Source organism: Micromonospora sp. (genome assembly GCF_048594385.1).
Lineage (GTDB): Bacteria > Actinomycetota > Actinomycetes > Mycobacteriales > Micromonosporaceae > Micromonospora > Micromonospora wenchangensis.
In genome coordinates this window covers 1-3,060 of record NZ_JBMDWU010000170.1, presented here as the reverse complement: position 1 = coordinate 3,060, position 3,060 = coordinate 1, and the positions used below count along the sequence as shown (strand labels likewise).

At 74.7% G+C, this 3,060-nt stretch carries 4 protein-coding genes; 1 reads left to right on the top strand and 3 read right to left on the bottom strand.

What is annotated here, in order from left to right; all coding sequences use genetic code 11:
- Positions 1-253 (top strand): LamB/YcsF family protein (locus tag ACOJTC_RS08945; RefSeq protein WP_420116485.1); only part of this gene is annotated, 253 nt, incomplete at its 5' end.
- A 60-nt stretch (positions 254-313) separates the two neighbouring features.
- Here ACOJTC_RS08945 and ACOJTC_RS08940 read toward each other — a convergent pair.
- The 3 genes from ACOJTC_RS08940 to ACOJTC_RS08930 are packed head-to-tail and all read right to left on the bottom strand — an operon-like array spanning position 314 to position 2,748.
- A complete protein-coding gene (locus ACOJTC_RS08940; protein WP_420116484.1) occupies positions 314-2,146 on the bottom strand; it encodes an NHL domain-containing thioredoxin family protein in 1,833 nt (610 codons plus the stop codon).
- A gap of 45 nt (positions 2,147-2,191) precedes the next feature.
- A complete protein-coding gene (locus ACOJTC_RS08935; RefSeq protein WP_420116483.1) occupies positions 2,192-2,446 on the bottom strand; it encodes a flavin reductase in 255 nt (84 codons plus the stop codon).
- Complete coding sequence (locus ACOJTC_RS08930; RefSeq protein ID WP_420116482.1) at positions 2,443-2,748, bottom strand: hypothetical protein; 306 nt, start codon at positions 2,746-2,748, stop codon at positions 2,443-2,445. Before ACOJTC_RS08930 ends, ACOJTC_RS08935 begins: the two co-directional genes overlap by 4 nt.
- Positions 2,749-3,060: the final 312 nt, after the last annotated feature.

Sequence of the window (3,060 nt, the reverse complement as noted above, 5' to 3'; positions counted from 1 at the left end):
GGGCTACCTGCCCACCGGGGCGCTGGTGCCGCGTACCGCGCCGGGCGCGCTGGTCACCGACCCGGAGGAGGTGGCCGTCCGGGCGGTCCGGATGGCCACCGAGCACACCGTGGTGGCGGTCGACGGGACCGTGGTGCCGTGCCCGGTCGCCTCGATCTGCCTGCACGGGGACAGCCCCGGCGCGGTCGCCTCGGCCGCCCTGGTGCGGGCCGCGCTGATCGACGCCGGGGTCACCCCGACCCCGTTCGCCTGACCGTCGCCTGTTCGCCCTGATGGCCCGGCCGGGCGGATCCGGTGCCCGCCCGCCGGGCGCTCAGGTGTCCAGGCCGCGCAGCACCAACGGGACGCGGGTCGCGCCGTCGTCGACCACCCGTACCGGAACACCCCAGTCCTGCCGGGTCCGGTGGCAGGCGGCGTGTTCGACGTCGGCGTCGCAGGTGGCGGCCTGGGCGGTCACCTGGAGCACCCCCTGCGGTACGGCCGGGTCGACCACCAGCCGGCGGGACAGCTCGGTGCCGGTGCCGGCCCCCTCGACCAGCAGCTCCGGCGGCGAGGCCGAGACGACCAGCCGGGTCGACGGCCCGTACGTCTCGTCCAGCTTCTGCCCCGGCGCCGGCGTGAAGAGCACCTCCAGGGTCACCTCGCCGGCCGCGACGTCGGTGGGTTTGCGTTCCAGCCGGTGCCGGGGACCGTCCACGGTGTCCGCCCCGGCGGCGGTCAACGCGCCCGGGGCGAGCCGGGTCAGCCGGTGCGCGGCCGACTCCACCACCAGCACCCCGCCGTCGGCGGTGAGCACCAGGTCGCTCGGCTCGGCCAGCCCGTCGGCCACCGTGGCGACCAGGCCGGTCGCCGGGTCGAAGCGGCGGACCGCGCCGTTGTAGGTGTCGGCGATCAGCACCGAGCCGTCGGGCAGCGCGCACACCCCCAGCGGATGCTGGAGCAACGCCCGGTCGGCCGGCCCGTCCACGTGCCCGAAGTCGAACAGCCCCTGCCCAACGGCGGTGCCGAGCACGCCGTCCTGCACGAAACGGATGGCGCTGGTTTCGCTGTCGGCCACCCAGAGCCGCGCGCCGTCGCCCGAGACGGACAGGCCGGACGGCTGGGCCAGCCACGCCTCGGTCAGCGGGCCGTCACGCAGCGCCTCGACGGTGGTGCCCGCCCACATGCCGGCGGTCCGCTTGATCGGGTCGAACCACCAGAGCTGGTGGATGCCGGCCATCGCCACGATGACCTTGTCGTCGTACCAGGCCAGGTCCCACGGGGAGGAAAGGTCGACGGAGAGCGCGTCGTGGGCGTGGTCGTCGACCGTGGACCGCCACTGCCGGCCGGTGCCGGCGACCGTGGTCACCTCGCCGGTGTCCAGACGTACGCCGCGCAGCAGGTGGTTGACCGTGTCGGCGACCAGCAGGTCGTAGCCGGCGACCTCGGCGACGTGCGGGGGCAGCAGGCAGAGCCCCTGCGGCTCGGCGAAGCCTGCCGAGGCGGCCGGCCCGTCGACCCGGCCCCGCTCACCGGAACCGATCCGCCTGATCAGCGTCTCGCCGTCCGGGGCCAGCTCGACCAGGCTGTGCCGGGCCGAGTCGGAAACCAGCAGGTTGCCGCCGTCGAGCAGCACGGCCTTGCCGGGGAAGCGCAGCGTCGTCTCCGGTGGCGTCGGCGGCACGTACGGCCCGTCGCCCCGGTGCAGGGTGCCCTTGGCCTCGTGGGTGGCGATCAGGTCGTCGACCAGCCGGACCAGCCCCTCGGCGTGACCCTCGCCGGCCATCGTGGCGACCACGTACCCCTCCGGGTCGACCACCGCCAGGGTGGGCCACGCCTTCGCCGCGTACTGCTGCCACATGTCCAGCTCGGGATCGTCGAGCACCGGGTGGTGCACGCCGTACCGCTCGACGGCGGCGGCCAACGCGGCCGGGTCCTTCTCGTGCTCGAACTTCGGCGAGTGCACCCCGACGACGACCAGCACGTCGGCGTACTTCTCCTCCAGCGGGCGCAACTCGTCGAGCACGTGCAGGCAGTTGATGCAGCAGAAGGTCCAGAAGTCGAGCAGAATGATCTTTCCCTGCAGGTCGGCGAGCCGCAGCTCCCGCCCACCGGTGTTCAACCAGCCCCGACCACGCAACTCTGGTGCCCGTACCCGTGCGCTCATGCCTCCATCGTGCCGCACCGCCTGCCGACGGGTCGCACGAAGGGCTCAGTGGTCGGGTGGCTGTGCCCAGGACAGGAAGCGGTCGGTGAGGTTGTTCGACCGGCCGCCGTCGAGCTGGGTGAGGTGGTTCTCCGCCTCCCGTTGGAGCGTCGACATCAGGGTCAGCAGAGCCGACCGGTCGTCGGCGAACGCGGCGCGCAGGGCGAGTTTCGCCTCCCCGCAGGGCCACGGGTTCGCGTCGAGGCGGCACAGCCAGATCGGGCGCAGCGGGCGGTGGTCGAGCCCGTCGAGTGGCGTCACGTCGACGTCGCCGAGCCGCGAGCTGCCGACCTGGTCGCTGCCCGTGGGGCGGGCGGCCGGGTCGCTGCCGGAGGCGGGGAGGGAAGCCAACGCGCCCCGGCGCGGCGGACGTACAGCTCGCGCCGTCGTCGGGCCAGGCCGTCCGGCCCCAGCTCGTACGCCTCGATCCAGGTCCAGCCGTCGTACGTGTGGCGGTCGGTCAGCTCACGGATCACCCGTACCGTGATCGGCCGGATGAACTGCGGGCTGACCTCGCGGGTCAGGTGGATGAGGTCGCCGGCCCTCAGCCTGGGTTCCTTCATCGCCCCGGCCCCCGGTTCCGGCTGTCCGTCCAGCGATCCGGCACGACGACGTTCGTCATGCGGCCCGGTCCCTGGTAGGGCGGGATGAACGGCCCGATCGGGCCAGGGACGATCGGCGGCGCGGGCGGGGGTGAGGGCTGCGGGCGGGGGTCGGGTGGGGGCCTCGGAGCGGGCGTCTGCGGCTGTTGGAACACGACTCTCCCTGTGACGGCGTGGCGTGGGGGGGGCCCCCGCGCCGGCGTGGGGGCGGGCCCCCCCCCACCCCCCCCCCCCCGGGGGCGCCCCCCCCACCCGCCCGGCACGCGCCCCCCC

Excerpts from the sequence above, each read along its gene's own strand:
- ACOJTC_RS08930 (WP_420116482.1), bottom strand. The coding sequence starts at position 2,748 with ATGAAGGAACCCAGGCTGAGGGCCGGCGACCTCATCCACCTGACCCGC.
- ACOJTC_RS08940 (WP_420116484.1), bottom strand. The coding sequence starts at position 2,146 with ATGAGCGCACGGGTACGGGCACCAGAGTTGCGTGGTCGGGGCTGGTTG.